Origin of the sequence: Flagellimonas oceanensis, from assembly GCF_003992595.1 — a bacterium.
GTDB classification, from domain to species: Bacteria; Bacteroidota; Bacteroidia; order Flavobacteriales; family Flavobacteriaceae; genus Flagellimonas; species Flagellimonas oceanensis.
This window is the reverse complement of record NZ_RZNA01000031.1, coordinates 1-20,342: the sequence shown is the minus strand read 5'-3', so window position 1 is coordinate 20,342 and position 20,342 is coordinate 1. Positions and strand designations below refer to the sequence as shown.

General features: G+C 43.0%; 13 protein-coding genes and 1 tRNA gene. 9 read left to right on the top strand and 5 right to left on the bottom strand.

Annotation, left to right across the window (positions count from 1 at the left end):
* The first annotated feature begins 3 nt into the window (after nt 1-3).
* The 4 genes from EO132_RS08790 to EO132_RS08775 all read left to right on the top strand — a co-directional run bounded on the left by EO132_RS08790 (nt 4) and on the right by EO132_RS08775 (nt 2,277).
* Complete coding sequence (locus EO132_RS08790) at nt 4-603, top strand: LemA family protein (RefSeq protein WP_127137504.1); 600 nt, start codon at nt 4-6, stop codon at nt 601-603.
* 2 nt (nt 604-605) lie between these two features.
* Complete coding sequence (locus EO132_RS08785; RefSeq protein ID WP_127137503.1) at nt 606-1,043, top strand: TPM domain-containing protein; 438 nt, start codon at nt 606-608, stop codon at nt 1,041-1,043.
* Nucleotides 1,024-1,812 carry a TPM domain-containing protein gene (locus EO132_RS08780; RefSeq protein WP_127137502.1) on the top strand — a complete coding sequence of 263 codons (789 nt, stop codon included), beginning with the start codon at nt 1,024-1,026 and terminating at the stop codon, nt 1,810-1,812. Before EO132_RS08785 ends, EO132_RS08780 begins: the two co-directional genes overlap by 20 nt.
* 123 nt (nt 1,813-1,935) lie before the next feature.
* Nucleotides 1,936-2,277 carry a hypothetical protein gene (locus EO132_RS08775; RefSeq protein WP_205780341.1) on the top strand — a complete coding sequence of 114 codons (342 nt, stop codon included), beginning with the start codon at nt 1,936-1,938 and terminating at the stop codon, nt 2,275-2,277.
* 78 nt (nt 2,278-2,355) lie between these two features.
* Here EO132_RS08775 and EO132_RS08770 read toward each other — a convergent pair whose 3' ends face one another.
* Nucleotides 2,356-5,139: an outer membrane beta-barrel protein gene (locus tag EO132_RS08770; protein WP_235856418.1), complete on the bottom strand. Its 2,784-nt coding sequence runs from the start codon at nt 5,137-5,139 to the stop codon at nt 2,356-2,358.
* Between the two features lie 268 nt (nt 5,140-5,407).
* On the opposite strand from EO132_RS08770, the gene EO132_RS08765 reads away from it, so the two are divergent.
* Together EO132_RS08765 and pbpC are read left to right on the top strand one after the other, a co-directional pair.
* Nucleotides 5,408-10,966: an alpha-2-macroglobulin family protein gene (locus EO132_RS08765; protein WP_127137499.1), complete on the top strand. Its 5,559-nt coding sequence runs from the start codon at nt 5,408-5,410 to the stop codon at nt 10,964-10,966.
* A gap of 6 nt (nt 10,967-10,972) precedes the next feature.
* Nucleotides 10,973-13,345 (top strand): penicillin-binding protein 1C, encoded by a 2,373-nt coding sequence (pbpC, locus tag EO132_RS08760; protein WP_127137498.1) that lies wholly within the window; start codon nt 10,973-10,975, stop codon nt 13,343-13,345.
* Here the strand turns inward: pbpC and der are convergent, their stop codons facing one another.
* Nucleotides 13,346-14,647, bottom strand: a complete 1,302-nt coding sequence (der, locus tag EO132_RS08755; RefSeq protein WP_127137497.1) for a ribosome biogenesis GTPase Der — start codon at nt 14,645-14,647, stop codon at nt 13,346-13,348.
* Nucleotides 14,648-14,723: 76 nt separating this feature from the next.
* Here der and EO132_RS08750 point away from each other — a divergent pair, with 76 nt between their 5' ends.
* Nucleotides 14,724-15,239 (top strand): GTP-binding protein, encoded by a 516-nt coding sequence (locus EO132_RS08750; RefSeq protein WP_127137496.1) that lies wholly within the window; start codon nt 14,724-14,726, stop codon nt 15,237-15,239.
* Here EO132_RS08750 and era read toward each other — a convergent pair.
* Together era and EO132_RS08740 are read right to left on the bottom strand one after the other, a co-directional pair.
* The gene (era, locus tag EO132_RS08745) at nt 15,236-16,117 is read right to left on the bottom strand and encodes a GTPase Era (RefSeq protein ID WP_127137548.1); all 882 of its coding nucleotides are present in this window, start codon (nt 16,115-16,117) and stop codon (nt 15,236-15,238) included. The two genes, EO132_RS08750 and era, sit on opposite strands and share 4 nt — an antisense overlap.
* Entirely contained in the window at nt 16,107-17,471 is a 1,365-nt protein-coding gene (locus EO132_RS08740) for an alanine/glycine:cation symporter family protein (protein WP_127137495.1), read from the bottom strand. The genes era and EO132_RS08740 overlap by 11 nt, the downstream gene beginning before the upstream one ends.
* 149 nt (nt 17,472-17,620) lie before the next feature.
* Between EO132_RS08740 and EO132_RS08735 the strand changes: the two genes are divergently transcribed.
* A complete protein-coding gene (locus tag EO132_RS08735; RefSeq protein ID WP_127137494.1) occupies nt 17,621-19,117 on the top strand; it encodes an aryl-sulfate sulfotransferase in 1,497 nt (498 codons plus the stop codon).
* A 123-nt stretch (nt 19,118-19,240) separates the two neighbouring features.
* Nucleotides 19,241-19,313, top strand: a tRNA-Met gene (locus EO132_RS08730).
* A gap of 252 nt (nt 19,314-19,565) precedes the next feature.
* On the opposite strand, the gene EO132_RS08725 is transcribed toward EO132_RS08730, so the two are convergent.
* Nucleotides 19,566-20,342 (bottom strand): cation efflux transmembrane domain-containing protein (locus EO132_RS08725; RefSeq protein ID WP_205780340.1); only part of this gene is annotated, 777 nt, incomplete at its 5' end.

Sequence of the window (20,342 nt, the reverse complement as noted above, 5' to 3'; positions counted from 1 at the left end):
AAAATGAAAAAATGGTTAATCCCCTTGATTATTGTCGTTGTCATTGTCTTCGCCCTGTACCGATGGGCAGTGGGCTTTAACAACACAGCCGTACAATACGAAGCTGATGCCAAAACAGCTTGGGCCAATGTGGAGAGTTCTTACCAACGTAGAAACGACCTCATCGGAAATTTGGTAAAAACGGTACAGGGTGCCGCGGATTTTGAAAGAGGTACTTTGACGGATGTTATCGAAGCCCGTGCCAAGGCAACATCCACCAATATTGATGCAAACAACATCACACCAGAACAGTTGGCTGAGTTTCAACAAGCGCAAACAGGACTGTCCTCCGCCCTATCCAGATTACTGGTTACCGTGGAGCGTTATCCCGAGTTAAAAGCCAATCAAAACTTTTTGGAACTTCAGTCTCAATTAGAAGGAACTGAAAATCGTATCAACGTGGCCAGGGACAGGTATAACGAAAAAGTCAACATTTACGATGTGCACACTACAAAATTTCCAGGAAAAATCTTGGCCGGATGGTTTGGTTTTGAGGAAATGCCAAGATACCAAGCTGACCCTGGTTCGGAAAACGCTCCCGATGTGAACTTCGAATTCAACTAAATATGTCACACGTAGAAGAGTTTTTGACTGCTGAGGAGGAAAGTGATATTGTCAATGCCATTGTTGAAGCTGAAAACAATACTTCAGGCGAAATACGGGTGCACATTGAAGCATCTTCAAAAATAGACCACTTTAGTAGAGCGCAGCAGGTATTTCATTTTCTGAAAATGGACAACACCAAGGAGGGCAACGGGGTGCTGCTCTATGTTGCAGTGGATGATAGAAAATTTGTTATCTATGGTGGTAAGGGCATTGACAGGGCCGTTCCCAAAGGATTCTGGGACACTACCAAGGATGTGATTGCCGCCCACTTTAAAAAAGGAAATTTCAAACAAGGTATCGTTGAAGGTATTCTCATGGCAGGTAAGGAACTGCAAGCCCATTTCCCTTGGAACCACGACGACACCAATGAACTGAACGATGCAATATCCAAAGGCTAGTTTTTTACTGTTTTTTTTATGTGTCTCCCTAGCTTGGGGGCAATTCAACATACCCGAAAAACCACAGAAAGAAACAAGTGTTTACGATTATGTGAACTTGTTATCGCCCCCGCAGAGCAATGCTTTGGAGCAAAAGTTGGTTCGGTATTCCGATAGTACATCCACTCAGATTGTTGTGGCCATAATCAGTTCCACCGAAGGGGAAAACATCAACTATCTAGGCGCACAATGGGGCCAAAAGTGGGGTATTGGACAAGCTGACGAGGATAATGGCGTACTTGTCCTCCTTGCAAGGGACGACCGTAGAATCGCCATCAATACAGGTTATGGTGTGGAGGGCAGCCTTACCGATTTAATGTCAAAGCGCATCATTGAAACCGTAATCATCCCAGAATTTAAAAGAGGGGATTACTACGGTGGCTTGGATAAAGGTTCCGATGCCATTTTTAAGGTATTGACGGGCGAGTTTAAAGAGGACCGCTCTTTTAGCAACGGCAAAAAATTTCCCGTTGATGCCCTTTTCCCTATCATCATTTTTATTGTCATCATCATTATTTTATGGAGTCGCAAAAACAAAGGCGGTGGTGGCCGAGGTGGCCGTAGGGGCAGTGGACTCGACATTTGGGACATGATCATACTGAGCAACATGGGCCGTAGTTCTGGCTCCTCCGGTGGATTTGGCAGTGGAAGCTTTGGCGGAGGCGGTGGTTTTAGTGGCGGCTTCGGTGGTGGTGGCTTTGGGGGCGGTGGTGCCTCAGGAGGATGGTAAATCAGTTGTAAAGCAACCTAAACATCATGTTATCATCTTTTTGGTAAAGACGCTATGCCAAAAAAGCTCTTTTTATTGTTTATCCCGGTTTTATTGGCCTCATGCAAATCGGATGATGATTCCATGGATTTAAATTGTGCGACAGTACTTTGTGCAACAGTTGATGACACCATCTATCTTCGATTTTTAAATCCTGAAAACGATGATGATTTATTGGACAATGGTGCCATCGATGCCAACCTTATTGAGGTTTTCAATCAAAACAACCAAGAAATAACATTCACAATTGAAGAATATCCCGATATGGGGATGTTTTTGGCCATTCCTGTCTCAAGGGGACCATTCATGCAACAATCATTCACAATAGCTATTGAGGAAGCCGATTCATTTACTATGGATATTGAAACAAGCCTCCCCAAGAGTGGGGGAATGTTGTGGTCCCTACACAACCTTGGAGAGTTTTAACATTGATGGTTACTCGTATGAGTTGGTGGAACCTTCCGCACTTACAATTTTCAGTACGGTCTATATTCCAAATCTCGATTAAAGCCTCATAAACCTAGGGCCGCCGCCTTTATTAGGTGCTCCTTTACCGCCAAAAGAATCAAACTTGATGGTTAAGCTGCCCATAAAGTAACGTTTGAGAACTGTACCTTGAAAATCCTGAATAAAGTCTTGCCCAGTAGTCCTTCGCGTATTGATGTTCTGATTGAGCAAATCATAGGCCAATACCTTTAAGGTCGCTTTCTTTTTAAACATTTGCAAGCCCAGGCTCATGTTCCAAAATATAGCGTCTTTGTCAAATCCATCCCCTAAATTACCATTATAGCTGTAGGTAATATCATTTCCAAAAACTACATTTTTGGGCCAATACGAAGTTACCTTGACCGCAAGATTGTGGGTTGTAAAATCAACATCCTCCACATTGTCCAGATTATACCGCGTAGAACTTATTCCGATACGATACTCAGGCTCTATCTCGAGCATCTCTTTGTAATTGAACAAAAGTCCAACACTTGGATTAAAACTAAAGTTCTTAGCTTCCAATCTTCTGCCGTTGGTAAAACCTACTTGTTTGCTAATGTTGGCTCCCGGTCTTATGGTATATTTTAATGTATAGACACTATCCTTTTTGATCTGCTTGGAATAATTGACGCCCATCCATCCATTGTAATTGCCGTTCACATTCTCATAGGTGGTGGTTCGGATGAAATTTTCGTCCGTAGTGGTAATGGAAACCACTTTATCCTGCTCAAAATTGATTCCCGAATAGGCAAACAAGCCCGTTCTGTCTTTCCAGTTATAGTTATTGAAATTCATGTAAACACTATGGTTCACTTCTGGACCCAAATTGGGATTACCCTCAATGATGTTCAACGGATTGCTCACATTGGGCACGGGCTGCAATTGGTTTACCGAAGGTAAATTGAGCCTTGAGTTATACCGGATGCTCAATCGTTTGCTTCCCACATTGTAATTGAAGAACGAACCTAAAAGCACTTTACTGTAGTCCTTTGAAAAAGTGGTGGACTGGATAAAATCCTCATTGTCCAAAGCTATTTGCTCCAATCGTGCCCTTACATTGAAGCGGAATTTTTTACCGTTGGAACCAAATCTAATTTCGGGCGCATGCTTATTGGTATTGAAATTAAAATCGGAACTCAACATGGAGTTGTAAACGTACGCCCCACTGACTTCATCAAAATTGGAAACGGAACGTTCATTCTTTTGCTCGTTGTTCTCGTAGCTATACCTGAAATCCAAGTACAAATCCTTGTTCAAGGGTTGGCGAAAAGCTGCTCCAACCTCATAGCTGTCATTCGAATTATCGATTATGGTCTGTTGTTCCAACTCCTGCTCGCTAGGGTCATCGCCAAAAATACTGCTCTGGGAATTGATAAAGGATTCTGAATCGTTAACACTATTGTTATTGTTGAAATACAATCTCACATATCCCCCAACCGTATCCAATTTCTTCATCAACTCAACCCGATTGCTGAAATTTCTACGGAAGCCATCTGTGGTCTCCAAGGAATTGTTCTGGTTGATCAAATTACCATCCTCATCGCGTGACTCGGTATTTTCCGCATTGGTGGAATTCGTATTGTTCACACTCAAATTAGGTTGAACCGTAATCCGAGTGGTTTTGTCAATATCAAATTCCAAATTGGCTGAACCTTGATTGGAGTTGGTAGTTCCCACGAAACTGGTTTCTGTATCGGTAAAAAATCTGCCATCGGGCAAAATATTCTCCCTGGAAATTTTTTCATCATTATAGGAGTCACTATAAGAGAAAAAGTAATTGCCATCCACTCGGTACTTTCCTTTATCCTGATCGGCATAGCTCGCACCCAATGTCGAGGATGTAGTGATTCCTTGTCCAAATCCAAAGGACATATTACCTATGGTAAACCCTCCATTTCTGTTAAACCCTATTCCACCACCTCTGGCATTACCCACCATTTCATAGATTTCATCAAAGGAAAAACCAGGATTATTGATATTGTTCGAGCTTCCCAGAACACTTATTCGCTGGGTATCGTTAAAATAATTGACCAAACCATTGGCTTGGTAGCGGTCATCTGTACCATATCCTCCCGAAAGACGTCCCATATACCCTTTGTTCTTATCTTCTTTGAGGGTCAAGTTAATGGTCTTGTTCTCGCCATCGCCTTCTTCTCCAATGAACTCTTGCTCCTTTGTCTTGGTATCCGTGATTTGGATTTTGCTGATGATGTCCTTGGAAAGCGTTTTTGTGGCCACTTTTGGGTCGGTACTAAAAAAGACCTGGCCGTTTACCAATACTTGGTTGACCTCTTTGCCATTTACCGTAATGGTTCCGTCGCTGTCCACTTCCACACCGGGCAGCTTCTTCAGTACATCTTCCACAGTCGCATCTGGTCGGGTCTTGAAGGAATCCGCATTAAACTCAAGGGTATCTTTCTTTATGGTAATCGGAACACGTTCGCCAATAAGGTCAATCCCTTCCAGTAACTGCACTTGTTCTTCCATTTTAATGGTACCCATTTCAATCACAGGCTCCAAGGTAACCTCCTTGGTTTGCGATTGGTATCCATTGGAAGAAAAAGCCAATCGGGCTTTCTTGTAAGCCGTTTTACCTTCCAAAGCAAAGATTCCTTGGGCATTGGTTATGGTATAGGTAATCAAACTGCTATCCCTTAAAGTCTCGGCATAAATAGTCGCTGCCTCAATGGGCGAACCCGTAGCGGCATCCACAATTTTACCTTTGACCAAAAATTCTTGTCCGTATGAGTTAAAAGAAATAAATAGGGAAATAAAAATGAGGTAAGCGTAAAATCTTTTCAATTGATGGTTAGTTTTTTGATTAGGTTGAATTGAGGACCAAAGTATTGTTTTGAAAAAACGCTCCCATGTCGTTTAACTAAATTTTTAGAAAAAAATCATTGAAAATCAATTTTCAGCAAAAAATCTGTAAAAAATTATCAAAATCACACATCTTTTTCAGATATTAAAAAATATCCCAGTGCAACCCCATAGACTGAAAAATTTTTAAAGCCAATTTTAACTATCTTGCTTTAGGTTATCATTGATGAATTAAAACATCCCTTTTTCTATGTCCCGGTTATTCAAAGCACTACCTATTGCACTACTGATCCTCGTCACATCCTGTAAAAAAAAGAACGACTCCGAAACCGATAATCTTTTCAAGTTCAAGGATTATATCAGCTATCATACCAACGGCAACCAAAGCATTTCCACTCCCATTACCATAGCCTTGGCCCAACAATTGGAACAGTTTGAACTGACCCAAGAGCTTCCCTCGGAATACTTGGACATCTCACCAAAAGTAGATGGCGAATTGATCATTGAAAACGGAAGGGCACTTACCTACCAGCCAACAGAATATTTAAAACCCAATACAGAATACACCATCAGTCTGAAGCTCAACAAACTTTTCGAAGAAATCCCGAGTGAGTTCAGGACCTATACTTTCAGTTTTAAGACCATTGCACCGAATTTCAGGATTAATCTCGGAGATTTACAGTCGTACAGTAAAGATTGGCAATACCTAACGGGCACCCTGGATGCTTCGGACATCCTGGATGCATCAAAAATAAAAACGGTGCTCTCCGTAAAGCAGGGAGAGAAAAGTATTCCCGTGAAATGGGACAATACGTCGGACAACGCACAATACTTCAGCTTTAAAATTGATAGCATTTCCAGAAAAACGGATGATAGCGAGCTAACCATCAATTGGACAGGCGATGACTACGATATTGAAAACCAAGGCGCTGAAACCTATCCCATACCGGGCAAGAACAAATTTGTGATTGTTGATGCCAAAACCACATCCGCACCCAATGCCGTGCTAACCCTCAACTTCTCCGAACCGTTGCAACAAGACCAAAACCTCAATGGTCTGGTAACCATTGAAAATGCTGAAAGTCTTCGTTATGAAATCAATGGAAATGTTTTGAGGGTCTACCCATCCAACCGGATTTTGGGCGAAGTACGCATCAATGCCTTTCAAGGTATCAAAAGTGAATATGGGTTTACTTTAAAGAACAATTTCTCCGAACTGGTCTCTTTTGAACAGCTGAAACCGGCTGTGCGATTGATTTCCAAGGGAACCATTTTACCCAACGCGGCTTCAACGCCCCTTTATTTTGAGACCGTCAACCTTGCTGCCGTTGAAGTTCGTGTAATTCAAGTGTATCAGGACAACATGCTCCAATACCTCCAAAACTATGACCTTACCGAAAATTACAATCCAGATTTTAGACCCGTTGGGCGCAGGGTCGCTTACAAAGTAATTCCCTTGACCGAAGATGGAAACAAAAACACCAGCTATTGGCAGGCACACGGACTCGATTTGTCAGAATTGATTAAAATAAATCCAGGTTCGTTATATCGGGTCGAGTTCAGTTTCAAAAAAGAACACACCACTTACGATTGTGGGGATAGCACTGAAACCGATGAATCCACAACCGAATATGCCTTGGAGCAAAGCTCTGATGAAGCCTCACAAGAAGAGCGCTATTGGAACAATGAAATCTACAATTACAGAAATTACGACTACAATTGGGAACAGCGTGACAATCCTTGCCATTCTGCCTACTTCAATTATGATAGGATAGCGGCAACAAATCTACTGGGCAGCGATTTGGGACTCATCGTCAAAAAAGGAACCAATCGCTCCCATCATTTTGCTGTGACCAATCTGCTTACCACTCAACCCGTAGCGGGCGCCAAAATAAAGCTCTATAACTACCAACAACAACTCATTGGCGAGACCACTACGGATGCCAAGGGTCTTTCCGTTTACGATAGCGATAAGGGAATTGCCTTCGCCGTGGCCGAGCACAACAACAATTTTGCCTACGCCAAACTTGCGGACGGCAATGCATTGTCCCTCAGTAAGTTTGATGTATCAGGAGAGCAACTTCAAAAAGGGCTGCAAGGCTATTTATATACCGAAAGAGGCGTACATAGACCAGGAGACGCCATCCATTTGACCTTTGTTTTGGATGACAATGCCAATCCCTTGCCCCAAGGACATCCCGTGGCTTTGGAAGTCAGTGATGCAAGAGGAAAATTGGTGCAGCGAACTATTTCAAAAGGAGGTAGTATTCCCGTTGCTGATGGTTTATATGCCAAAAAAGAAAAGAATTTTTACTACTTCCCCATTCCAACAGAAGCTACAGCCCCTACTGGAAATTGGTCGGCCAAAGTGATTGTGGGAGGAGCACAATTCAGTAAAACATTAAAAGTAGCTACGGTAAAGCCCAATCGATTAAAAGTGGATTTCGCTTTTGACGACGAGGTACTCGAGGCCAACTCCTTCAACCGAGGAAAAGCCGAAGTAAAGTGGTTGCACGGAGCTCCTGCACGTAATCTGAAGATTGACATCAATGCCACCTTGAGCGAGACCTCAACAGCCTTTCCAAAGTATCAAGATTATGTTTTCCAAGATCCTGTTCGCACCTTCAACCAGACGGAACTACAGTGGATCTCATCAAATTTGGATGCCAATGGTGTGCTTAACATCAACAAAAAAATAGATGTGAACGGCAACGCTCCTGGAATGCTGCAAGCAACTTTTACCACAAAGGTATTTGAAGGAGGCGGCGACTTTTCCATTGATGTGTTCTCGAAAAATTTGGCGCCATTTTCCAACTTTGTGGGACTACGCTCGCCAGAAGCAAAACGGTATGGTTCCTTTTTAACGGACGATAACAATACATTTGACGTAGTTTCCGTGAATGCGCAGGGAAATCCATCTGGTAATCGAAAACTAAAGGTTCAAGTATTCAAAATAGAATGGCGTTGGTGGTGGAACCGTGGTTACGATAACCTGTCACGCTACGAAAATGCCACCGTCCACCGACCTTTCAAAGAAATGGAGGTTACTACGGGAAGCGATGGAAAGGCCAATTTCAACATCAATGTTCCCGATGAGCAAGGAGGACGTTACCTTATCCGTGTGATGGACGAAGTCTCGGGCCACGCAACAGGGCGTACCGCCTATTTTTATCGCAATTGGTGGCGTAGACCTGCATCCGCTGATGCCGAAAGCTCCAAAATTTTGATTTTCGCCACCGATAAGGAAAAATATACCCTTGGGGAAGAAGCGACCGTAACTTTTCCATCGGACAAAGGCGGTCGTGCCTTGGTCAGCATTGAAAATGGTACAGAGGTGCTCTCCCAGCAATGGATGGAGACCTCAGCCAAAGAAACTCAGGCCAGTATTCCGATTACCGCGGAAATGGCACCAAATGCCTACGTGAACATTTCCTTGTTGCAACCGCATAGTCAGGTTAAAAATGATTTGCCCATCCGATTGTACGGGGTTGTTCCGCTCTTGGTGGAAAATCCCGCGACATTCTTGGAACCGCAAATCAGTATGCCCGAAGTACTGCAACCAGAAACATCACATAAGGTCACGGTGTCTGAAGCCAACAATAAACCAATGACCTATTCTTTGGCCGTGGTAGATGATGGGCTTTTGGACCTGACACGTTTCAATACTCCCGACATTCACAGTGCTTTCTATGCCAGACAAGCTTTGGGCGTAAAGACCTTCGACATTTTTGATGATGTGATGGGAGCCTACTCGGTAAGTGTGGACAACATCTACGCCATCGGTGGTGGTGGAATTGGTGCTGGTGGCAAAAACCGAAAGGCACAACGTTTCAAACCTGTGGTCACTTATTTGGGGCCATTTACCTTAAAGGCAGGAGAAAAGGCATCGCATACCATCGATATGCCAAACTATGTAGGTTCGGTCCGAACCATGGTCGTTGCAGGGAATCCGAACAGTGCTTACGGCAATGCAGAGAAAACCACACCCGTGCGCAAGCCTTTGATGGTATTGACCTCCATTCCACGAAAACTATCTCCGGGCGAAACCGTGACCATCCCAGTTACCGTATTTGCCATGGAACCCAAAGTAAAAAACGTACAGGTCAATATTGATACAGGAAAAGCTTTGGAACCCATCAACGGCACATCCAAAAACATCACTTTCGATGCGGTTGGGGAGCAAATCGTCAATTTTGAGTTTAAAGTCAATCCAACATCATCGTTCCAAACCATAAAAGTTACGGCTACGGGCGCTGGGGAAAGCGCATCCAACGAGACCGAAATCGTTGTGGAAAACCCAAATCCCGTTACTACCAAAAGTGAACTGTTCACCCTCGACCCAAATGCGTCACAGTCCATTTCAATGGAAACTTTTGGCACATCGGGCACCAACGGGGCATTCATAGAATTCTCAACGCTTCCACCGATGGATTTCTCCAAACGCATGGATTATCTGTTGCGATATCCGCACGGATGTGTGGAGCAAACCACTTCTGCGGCCTTCCCGCAATTATTCTTGGCAGATGTATTGGATATCACTTTTGATAAAAAGAAGGAGATTGAGAAAAACATCAAAGCTGCTATTGACCGACTTGGCGATTTCCAAGTTCCCAATGGCGGATTGAGCTATTGGCCAGCTTACGGAAATGCGGATGATTGGGGAACTTCATACGCAGGACATTTTATGTTGGAAGCCAAAAAAGAAGGATATCAACTTCCCCTGACTTTCCTGAGCAATTGGTTGAGATACCAAAAGAATGCTGCACGTCAATGGAGCAACCAAAGCACTTATTACAACGACGATGTTTCACAAGCCTACCGTTTGTACACTTTGGCTTTGGCCCAGCAACCCGAACTGGCCGCAATGAACCGTTTACGGGAAACCGCAAACCTCAGCAACGAGGCCAAATGGCGGTTGGCTGCCGCTTATGCCTTGGTAGGTAAAAAAGAGGTGGCAGAAGCCATTGCCCAAAAGGCGAACATCAACTTTACCGCCAACAATTACAATTACAGAACCTATGGTTCCGTATTCAGAAACCGAGCCATGGCGTTGGAAACCATGGTCATATTGGGCGACGCACAACAAAGAGAACTAGCCGTTTCTTTGGCCAAGAATTTATCATCGCAACGATGGTACAGCACCCAAGAGACTGCATTTGCGCTCTTGGCCATGTCCAAAATGGTAATGGAAAATGGCGGCAGGTCCATCGACCTTACTTTTACCAACAATGGAAAAAGCATCAATGTAAAAACTGATCGGGCCATAGCACAACGAGAACTTTCCGTCACTTCGTTTAAAGAAGAAATCGAAGTGAAAAACAATCAAGGAAACATCATTTACGCTACCCTTACCCAAACGGGCAAATTACCGGTGGGCGAGGAATTGGGACAACAGCAAAACCTACGATTGTCTGTCAACTATGTGGACCCGCTCGGTAATTCGGTCAATGTGAACGAATTGCGACAAGGAACAGAGTTTGAAGCAAAAGTGACTATTTTCAACAGTTCCGATGACTATATCGACAATGTTGCCCTTACGCACATTGTACCCAGCGGATGGGAAATTGTGGACACCTCTTTTGTAAGCGGGGACAATGAAAATGCATCCAAAGCGGATTATGTGGATACACGGGACGATCGTACCAATCTATATTTTGATTTGGACACTAAAAAATCAAAAGTCTTTACCATCAAATTGAATGCATCGTTCTTGGGCGATTATTATCTGCCCGGGGCCCAGGCTGAAGCGATGTATGACAACAATTACCAAGCCCGAAACAAAGGACAGTGGGTGAAAATAGTTCAGTAATGTTGAATGAGTAAATTTTTATCGCCAGCAAAAAGAATCCTTATTAACCATAAAATCAAGTTCGGTGTATTTTTCGCCGTTTTGATTTTATGGTTGTTTTGCCTGCCCAAAAATCTGTTCGAGAATCCAACATCAACGGTTGTGGACAGTTCCGAAGGTTCTCTTATCGGAGCCCGTATTGCCGATGATGGTCAATGGCGATTTCCCCAGATTGATTCCGTTCCTGAACGCTTTAAGCAAAGTATTCTACTTTTTGAGGACGAGTATTTCTATGAGCATCCTGGGTTCAACCCCATTTCCATCATCAAAGCAATTGGGCACAACCTGACCAAAGATACCCGAAGGGGCGGAAGTACCATCACACAGCAAGTGATACGCTTGAGCAGAAAGAACCGAAGTCGGACATACTGGGAAAAGCTCATCGAAGTGTTTATGGCTACCCGTTTGGAACTTCGCCACTCCAAAGAAGACATCTTAAAGCTCTACGCCTCCCACACCCCCTACGGAGGCAATGTTGTGGGTTTGGAAACCGCGGCTTGGCGCTATTTTGGAATTCCTGCCCACGAATTGAGCTGGGGACAATCAGCTGCTTTGGCCGTTTTGCCCAATGCCCCCGCCCTCATTTTTCCCGGAAGGAATGAACAGTCCTTTCTGGAAAAACGAAACCGATTATTGAAGAAATTATGGAAAAAAGAGGTCATTGATGAAACCACCTATGAATTGGCCATAGCCGAACCACTACCTCAAAAACCGTTTCCACTGCCCGATGTGGCACCCCATCTTACCGAACACATTCGAAACGAACATCCGGGCCAGCGTGTGACCACTTCGCTGCAAAGACCTTTACAGCAACGATTGAATCTTTTGGCAGAACGTCATTATCAGCAATTGCAAAGCAATGAAATCCATAATCTGGCCATTTTGGTGCTGGATGTAGAAACACGAAAAGTGCTTGGGTATGTGGGAAATTCCCCTTCGGATGAGACACACGCCAATTATGTGGACATTATCACAAAAAAAAGAAGTACGGGTAGTACCTTGAAGCCTTTTTTGTTTGCTTCTTTGTTGGACGAAGGCCAATTGTTGCCGCATAGTCTGGTAGAGGATGTTCCGACCTTGATCAACGGGTATCATCCCCAAAATTTTGATTTAAACCACGTGGGCGCCGTACCTGCAAGCAAGGCCTTATCACGTTCCTTGAATGTACCTGCTGTGCGATTGTTACGGGAATATGGACTTCAAAAATTCTATAACAAGCTCCACAAAATGAAGATGGAATCTTTGGACAAACCTTCATCCTATTATGGGCTATCCTTGATTCTCGGGGGTGCGGAAAGTTCCCTTTGGGAAGTGACCTCTACCTATGCCTCGATGGCCTCCACTCTGAATTATTTTTTGACCCATTCCAGCACGTACAGAAGTCAAGAATTCGGGGAGGCTACCTATTTGCAAAACGAGACCAAGGACTTTGGCAACGAACAATTTGCCCCTTTGGTTTTTGGCGCAGGTTCCATTTATAGCACGTTTCAATCCATGTATAAGGTCAACCGACCCGAAGGAGACGAAAATTGGCAGTTTTTTGACTCCTCCCAACCCATCGCTTGGAAAACAGGGACCAGTTTTGGTTTTAAGGATGCATGGGCCGTTGGGGTTACGCCAAAATATGCCATTGGGGTTTGGGCAGGTAATGCTGATGGCGAAGGCAGGCCCGGACTTACGGGAATCACAGCGGCCGCTCCACTTCTTTTTGATGTTTTGGACGCACTTCCACAAAGCGGTTGGTTCCAAGAACCTTTTGATGACCTTGTGGAGTTAGAAGTTTGTGCCCAAAGTGGTTTTCGTGCTTCGGTGTACTGTGATGATATTAAAAAAGAATGGGTGCCCACACACGGAACACGAAGTGGTCCTTGCCCCTATCATCAACAAGTATTTTTGGACGCTTCAGAACGGTTTAGAGTAAATTCTGAATGCTATCCTTTGAAAGATATGGTCGCCAAAAATTGGTTGGTGCTCCCTCCTATTTTGGAATATTATTATGCGTCTTCGAATCCAAATTATAAGCCTTTACCTCATTATTTGGAAGGTTGTTCTGCTTTGGAAAACAATCTGATGGAATTTATCTACCCCAAAAGAAACGAAGCGGTGCTGCTTCCGAAGGATTTGGGTGAAAAAAGTATGGAAATCATTCTCAAACTGGCCCATCAACAATCCAACGCCATCATTTATTGGTATTTGGATGAATTATTCATTGGCAAGACCGAGAATTTTCATGAGCTTGTCTTACCCATCGATGCTGGAGAATATATGCTGACGGCCGTCGACAATCAGGGGAATCGTATTCAACAGGTAGTGGAAGTTCGTTCTGCTTCGGGCGAGTGATTACTTTTTACGCATAAAAATGGTCATCGGAACCCCTGTAAAATCAAAGTTCTGTCTGAGTTTGTTCTCTAAAAATCGTTTGTAAGGGTCCTTCACATATTGCGGTAAGTTGCAGAAAAAGGCAAATTGCGGATATGGTGTGGGCAATTGGGTGCAGAACTTAATCTTCACATATTTCCCTTTGGTAGATGGAGGTGGTGTTTTTTCAATAATAGGAAGCATTATATCGTTCAACTTTCGGGTCGGGATGCGTCTTGAACGGTTATTGTAGACTTCAACGGCTGTTTCAATGGCCTTGTAAATACGCTGTTTGTTCAAAACGGAAACAAACAAAATCGGTACATCTTCAAAAGGGGAAATCACTTCTTTGATGCCTTTGGTGTACTCTTTTACCGAATTGGTCTCTTTTTCGACCAAATCCCATTTGTTCACCAATATCACGATTCCCTTGTTATTGCGCTGTGCAAGCCAAAATATATTCTGCACCTGTCCGTCAAAACCTCTAGTGGCATCCAACATAACAATACATACATCGCAGTGTTCTATGGCTCTAACGGAGCGCATTACGGAGTAAAACTCCAGGTCTTCCTTTACTTTGGATTTCCTACGGATACCTGCCGTATCCACCAAATTGAACTCAAACCCAAAACGATTGTATTTTGTATCGATACTGTCTCGTGTTGTCCCTGCAATGTCGGTCACAATGTACCTATCCTCCCCTATCAAGGCATTAATGAAAGATGATTTCCCTGCATTGGGTCGTCCAACTACAGCAAAACGAGGCAATTCGCTTTCTTCTTCTACATCATCGGGCAATACCTCAACAAGAGCATCCAGCAACTCACCGGTTCCACTTCCATTGATACTCGAAAGGGTGTAATATTCGCCCAATCCCAATGAATAAAACTCTACGGCATCAGCCATACGCTTGGTATTGTCGACTTTGTTGACCGCCAAAAAAGTAGGCTTATCCACCCTGCGAAGGAGCTTGGCCACATCTTCATCCATTCCCGTTACACCAGATTCCACATCCACCATAAAAATGATGGCATCGGCCTCATCGATGGCCAATTCGACCTGTTTGTCGATTTCCTTTTCAAAAACGTCGTCGCTGCCCACTACGTAACCACCGGTATCGATCAAAGAAAACTCTTTGCCGTTCCAGTCACTTTTACCGTAATGACGGTCGCGTGTAACACCGCTTACGGCATCCACAATCGCCTCACGGCGTTGAATGAGTCGGTTAAAAAAAGTGGACTTCCCAACATTGGGTCTTCCTACAATGGCTACAATAGCTCCCATTAGGTTTAATTTTTGGCAAAAATACCATTTATTATGAAGAAAAAATGATACCTTTTTTCATCATTTTCAAATGATTATGAGCGACTTGACCAACGAGATAGTTTTACGGCCCCGTTTTCGTGTCTCCCTGAAGGCAAATTTAGAACAATTGGAGTCCATTTTTGATCATGCTTCGACCAATCCCTTTTTGATCAAAAGGATGGACGAGCATATTTTTGTCAAGTTCAAAAAAACGGAAACCACCTTTTGGACGCCTCAGCTTCATTTGGAGCTTTCGTCATTCGAAGAAGGTGTGAGCAATATTCGTGGAGTCTTTGGCCCCAACCCTACCCTCTGGACCTTTTTTATGTTCCTCCATTTTGGCGTGGGCACCATTTTTATCATTATGGGGATTTTTGCCTATTCCAACTATTCCCTGGGCAAGGATATTACCTTCTGGTTGGTGGGCATGTTCTTATTGGTAGTGATTTGGTTCGTACTTTATGCCTTTGGCCGTTTGGGAAGAGCCAAAGGGAAACCACAAATGGAGCAGCTGAAACAATTTGTTCGGGACACCATTGCGCCTTTTGAACGTATCAATAGCGATACCTAGCCATTATATCCAAAACGTTTGAGCTGCTGCGAATTGCTTCGCCAGTTTTTGTTCACTTTCACGTAAAGTTCGATGTGCACTTGCTTAGCAAAGAATTTCTCCAAGTCTTTTCGGGCTTCAACGCCTACTTTTTTAATGGCACTGCCCTTGTGCCCAATGATAATCCCTTTTTGGGTATTGCGCTCTACCATAATTACCGAACGGATTCGGATAATGTCCTCGTCCTCCAAAAACTCCTCTGTCTCTACCTCAACGGAATAAGGGATTTCCTTTTTGTAATGGAGTAAAATCTTTTCACGGATGGTCTCGTTCACAAAAAAGCGTTCGGGTTTGTCCGTCATTTGGTCTTTTGGATAATACGGCGGTGCTTCCGGCAGTAATTCCAAAATACGGTTGAAAACCTCGGTCACATTAAAATTCTCCAAAGCGGATATGGGATGGATTTCTGCATTGGGCAATTGCTCTTGCCAATATTGCATTTGCTCTTCCAACTTCTCCTGGTCGGACTTATCAATTTTGTTGAGGAGTAACAACACGGGAATCGTACTATTCTGTATTTTTTTGAAGAAGCCCTCGTCCTTAAGGGCTTTCTCCCCTATTTCCACCATGTAGAGTAGTACATCGGCATCCTCAAAAGCCGATTTCACAAAGTCCATCATGGAGGTTTGCAGCTCATAGGCTGGTTTGATGATACCCGGGGTGTCGGATAAAATCACTTGAAAATCATCTCCGTTGACGATTCCCAAAATACGGTGGCGGGTCGTCTGCGCCTTAGAAGTGATAATGGACAGTTTCTCGCCCACGAAGGCATTCATCAATGTGGACTTGCCCACATTGGGATTCCCGATAATATTTACAAATCCTGCTTTATGAGCCACCTTTCTTTCTTTTTTCAAAATACTGTTTGGATGCTGCGTTTACCTTTGGTGAAAGATACAACACTGCAATCATATTGGGAATGACCATCAATGCATATGATAGGTCAATCAAGTTTTTTACCAATTTCAACGATGCGATTGCGGCAAAAACAATCATGATGATAAAAAATACATTGTACCATTTTCCGATTTTAGCATTCGTCAAAAACGACAAGCTCTTCACACCGTAGTACGAGTACGTAAACAGGGTCGACAATGCAAATGCGGCCACGATGACCATCAAAAGTATATCCCCTATTCCATACAATGTGGTCTCAAAAGCAGACATCGTCATGGTAATTCCGCTACCATCCTCTAGGTAGGCGCCACTTAAAATAATGACCACTGCGGTAAAGGTACATACTAAAATGGTATCAATGAATGGTCCGAGCATCGCCACCAGTCCTTCTTTTGCAGGCTCGTCGTTACGGGATTGCCCGTGGTACATGGGTGCGCTACCGAGACCTGCCTCGTTGGAGAACATGGCCCTCCGCACCCCGACGATGACCAAGCCCCAGAATCCTCCGGTAACTGCTGTGTCAAAGTTCCACGCCTCGACCAGAATCATTTTTAGGGCGGGCCAAACTTCGCCTGCGTGACTTGCCATCACAAAAATCACTGCCAAAAGGTAAATCCCTACCATAAATGGCACTATTGCGGAAGCTACCTTGGCAATCTTGGTCAATCCTCCAAAAATCACGATGGATGTGATGATGGCCAGAAAAAAGCCAATTCCAAGTTTCCAATTATATTCGCTTGTGGCCAAAAGGGTCTCATGAGGTTGTACAACGCCCATAAATGCTTCAGTAAACTGATTGGCTGTAAAAACGCCCAGAAAACCAAAAAGTCCACAAATACTAAAGAAAACAGCCATGGGCCTTGCCCATTTGCCCATTCCTTTTGTGATGTAGAACATGGGACCTCCTTGCATGTGCCCATCGGAATCAGTGCCCCGATACATGATGGCCAAGCTGCCTGAATAAAATTTGATGCCCATACCCAAGAGTGCGGTCATCCAAATCCAGAAAACCACTCCCGGTCCTCCATCGTGAATGGCAATGGCGACCCCGGATATATTTCCCAATCCTACCGTAGCGGCCACTGCTGCGGACAATGCTTGGAACGAGCTTACATCCCCTTTTGCGTTTTTGTCATCGTATTTACCGGAAACCACTGCAATGGCATGTCCAAAATGACGAAAGGGCGCAAATTTGGAATAAAAGGCCAAAAACAGCCCGCCACCAATAAGCAGAATAAACATGGGCCACTCAGTATAGGGCAGAAGTGAGGATATAAAATCGTTGATTGCGTCCATAAACTGAAAAGTTTCGAAGATAAGCATTTTGAGTCAAGACTGAATCCTTAAACTATCACCTATTGAAGGCCTCCCTCTAAAACTTAACATAAGTATCATAACACACCTCTCATTTTTAAGTATCTTTTCAGTATTTAAAACTTTTTTTTGTGAGAAATTATTTAAGCCAAATCCTTAGTCTTTTTGCTGCGATGATAGTTATTGCCTGCAATAATGATAATGCGCCTGAAGAAATTTACCATACCCTCAGAATCACCTCTGATCAAGGAGGAACGGTTGATGTTGCATCAGGGAAATATCTAGAAGGCACCTCTCTTACCATAACTGCCTATGCATTGGAAGGGTTTGAATTTAGCGGATGGAGTGGGGATTTAAATTCGGAGACAACAACCCTAGCCATTTCTATAGACCAAGCTCTTGAAATTCATGCCAACTTTAATGAAGTAGAGAACTCTTTAAATGAGAACGTTTTAGAACTAGATGAAGAATTAGTTGATACCTCAGGCTATATTTTTGCCATAGAAAGTGGTCAGAACACCTGTTATCTATTAGATCATTCAGGAAATAAAATATACAACTGGGAATTTGATGCAAACCTAGGTCAAGACATCGAAATTACTCCAGATGGAAACCTTCTTGGTTTGTTTCAAGTAGAATCTCCACAAATCGGTTTTGGAGGACAGAGCGGATTGGTACGAATGTTGGACAAGGAAGGAACACTTATTTGGGAATATGTACTCGCTTCGGAGAACGAAATCGCGCATCATGATTTAACCCAACTACCCAATGGCAACATCCTGGTTTTGGTATGGGAGCGCATATCCAACGAGGAGGCAACAGCAGTCGGATTGAACAATACCACAGATATATTTACAGAAAAAATCGTGGAAATAGACCCTATTACCGATTCCATCGTATGGGAATGGAGAAGTTGGGAACATATTGTTCAAAATTACAATGAAAATTTAGCCAGTTATGGTGACCCAGATACACTAAAGAACAAAATCAACATTCTATATGCCAACAATAGTGTACATCAATTTGTTGAGGACGGAGATATCATGCACGCTAATGGTTTGGATTATCTTCCAGAAAAAGACATCATCGCACTTAGTATAAATTTCTTTAGCGAAGTGTGGATTATTGATCATAGCACAACAACAGAAGAAGCAAAGACAGGATCGGGAGGGCAATTTGGCCGAGGTGGTGATCTATTGTATCGTTTTGGAAATCAAAGAGTTTTCGGAAACATGAACGCTACGAACATTTTTGATTTTAACCATCATCCTACTTTCGTCAAAAATCAAGGCAGCACTAGTCTATTAATTTATAATAACAATCAAATGGCCCAAAGATCAAGTGCAATGGAATTCTCATTGCCGGAAATAAATGGCTTAACTTTGATAGGATCAGATCCAAACCTCATTTTCGAATTCACGGATGACGCTCTCTATCATCCAAGAATAAGTGGTGCATACCGTTTACCCAACGGAAACACATTAATTTGTGAAGGGGATTTTGGTTATTGGGAAGTTACTCCCCAAGTTAAGGTTGTATGGAAATATCAAGGAGAAGGGACGAGCTTTTGGCGAGGTATTTTTTACTCGAAACAAAGCCCTCAGATTACAAATCTTGAGCTTGACTAAAGGATAATGATATTACCTATTGCTTGATTTATATTTTTTATCGCTGATTATGAGGCAATCAAAAACAAAACTAAATTTCTGTTGCATAGAATCGTGAATTGTTTGTATATTTGCCGTCCACATCGCGGGGTAGAGCAGTAGGTAGCTCGTCGGGCTCATAACCCGAAGGTCGCTGGTTCGAGTCCAGTCCCCGCTACTAGAGCGGGCAAGGCCTCCGAGAAATCGGGGGCCTTTCTTTTTTGCCATGGGTACAGAATAGGTACAGAATCCAAACTTTTTTATTTTGGTACAAAAAATTTAACGTTTTTTGGTGCAATATGAATTTTTGGGGAAGAAAATAAATACAAACCCTGTTGAAATTGGAAAAATAAGCAGTTCTATCTAAGGGAAGCTTACAAATCAGGGACTTGTGCAACGGTTACCATTGTTGTAAGTAGTGCTTTTTTATTCACTTACTTAATTTCAAAATCCGAAACGCTCCTTGAATTACCAAAATGAAAACGATTGTTCCGATAATCAAATCAGGCTTGCTCGAACTCAACCAATTTACCAAAAGTCCAGCGATTATTACTCCTAAATTGATAATCACGTCATTTGAGGTGAAAATCATACTCGCTTTCATATGTGCCTCTTCTTTGCTCTTTGACTTTTGCAAAATGTAAAGACAAATTCCGTTTGCGATAAGTGCAAAAATCGAAACGATAATCATTGTCGAAAAATCGGGTAATTTCTCGTCTCCGAAAAATCTTCTTAAAACTTCCACAAATCCGATAATTGCAAGTGTAATTTGAAAATATCCAGCAAGTTTGGCAATACGCTTTTTCTTAATCAATGTTCCGCCAACCGCAAACAAACTAATTCCGTAAACAAAACTGTCGGCAAGCATATCCAAACTATCGGCAACAAGTCCCATTGATTTTGAGATTATTCCTGTTGTCATTTCGATTATGAAAAAGGCAAAATTTATGGCAAGTACAGACCAAAGTAACTTTTTTTGGTTTGCATTTTCTTTAAATTCCGTTTGGTCGGTTTGTTCGGTCGAGATTTTCTTTCCGCCTAAATTTAGTTCGATAACGGACTTTTCGATTTGGTCGGTTTCCCCGCTGTGAAAAACAGTCAGTTTTCGGTTCGGAATATCAAAGTCCAAATTCGCAATACTTGAAATTCCGTCCAATTTCATTCGGATTAGATTTTCCTCTGAAGGACAGTCCATTTTGGTAATTTC

What these genes read in the sequence shown, in the direction of transcription:
- EO132_RS08790 (WP_127137504.1), top strand. Translation starts at nt 4, where the DNA reads ATGAAAAAATGGTTAATCCCCTTGATTATTGTCGTTGTCATTGTCTTC.
- EO132_RS08785 (WP_127137503.1), top strand. Translation starts at nt 606, where the DNA reads ATGTCACACGTAGAAGAGTTTTTGACTGCTGAGGAGGAAAGTGATATT.
- EO132_RS08780 (WP_127137502.1), top strand. Translation starts at nt 1,024, where the DNA reads ATGCAATATCCAAAGGCTAGTTTTTTACTGTTTTTTTTATGTGTCTCC.
- EO132_RS08775 (WP_205780341.1), top strand. Translation starts at nt 1,936, where the DNA reads ATGGATTTAAATTGTGCGACAGTACTTTGTGCAACAGTTGATGACACC.
- EO132_RS08765 (WP_127137499.1), top strand. Translation starts at nt 5,408, where the DNA reads ATGTCCCGGTTATTCAAAGCACTACCTATTGCACTACTGATCCTCGTC.
- pbpC (WP_127137498.1), top strand. Translation starts at nt 10,973, where the DNA reads ATGAGTAAATTTTTATCGCCAGCAAAAAGAATCCTTATTAACCATAAA.
- der (WP_127137497.1), bottom strand. Translation starts at nt 14,647, where the DNA reads ATGGGAGCTATTGTAGCCATTGTAGGAAGACCCAATGTTGGGAAGTCC.
- EO132_RS08750 (WP_127137496.1), top strand. Translation starts at nt 14,724, where the DNA reads ATGAGCGACTTGACCAACGAGATAGTTTTACGGCCCCGTTTTCGTGTC.
- EO132_RS08740 (WP_127137495.1), bottom strand. Translation starts at nt 17,471, where the DNA reads ATGGACGCAATCAACGATTTTATATCCTCACTTCTGCCCTATACTGAG.